At 72.4% G+C, this 322-nt stretch carries 1 protein-coding gene; it reads right to left on the reverse strand.

From position 1 onward, the window contains the following. Positions 1 to 322, reverse strand: a 322-nt coding sequence (locus ACSNOB_RS32070) for an AMP-binding enzyme (RefSeq protein ID WP_436691202.1), incomplete at both ends; no start/stop codon positions are given.

Below are 322 nucleotides of genomic sequence, written 5' to 3' on the forward strand. Positions count from 1 at the left end.
GCGAGGGTGGCGAAGGCCGACAGGGACTCCGGGTTGGCCAGGGCACCCTTCGCCGCCGCCGAGTCCACCGGCGTGCCGGTGAGGATCTTCTTCACCGGCACCTCCAGCTTCTTCGCCGAGAGGGTGCGCGGGACCGCGCGGACCTGGTGGATCTCGTCCGGGACGTGCCGCGGCGACAGGGCCGTACGCAGCTCGCGGCAGATCTTCCTGCGCAGCGCGTCGTCCAGCGCCAGGCCGTCGGCGAGCACCACGAAGAGCAGCAGCTCGCCGGCGCCGCCCTCGTCGTCCTCCAGGTGCACCACCACCGAGTCGACGACCTCGT

The sequence above is a fragment of the Micromonospora sp. URMC 106 genome (genome assembly GCF_051386395.1).
Taxonomy (GTDB): Bacteria; Actinomycetota; Actinomycetes; order Mycobacteriales; family Micromonosporaceae; genus Micromonospora.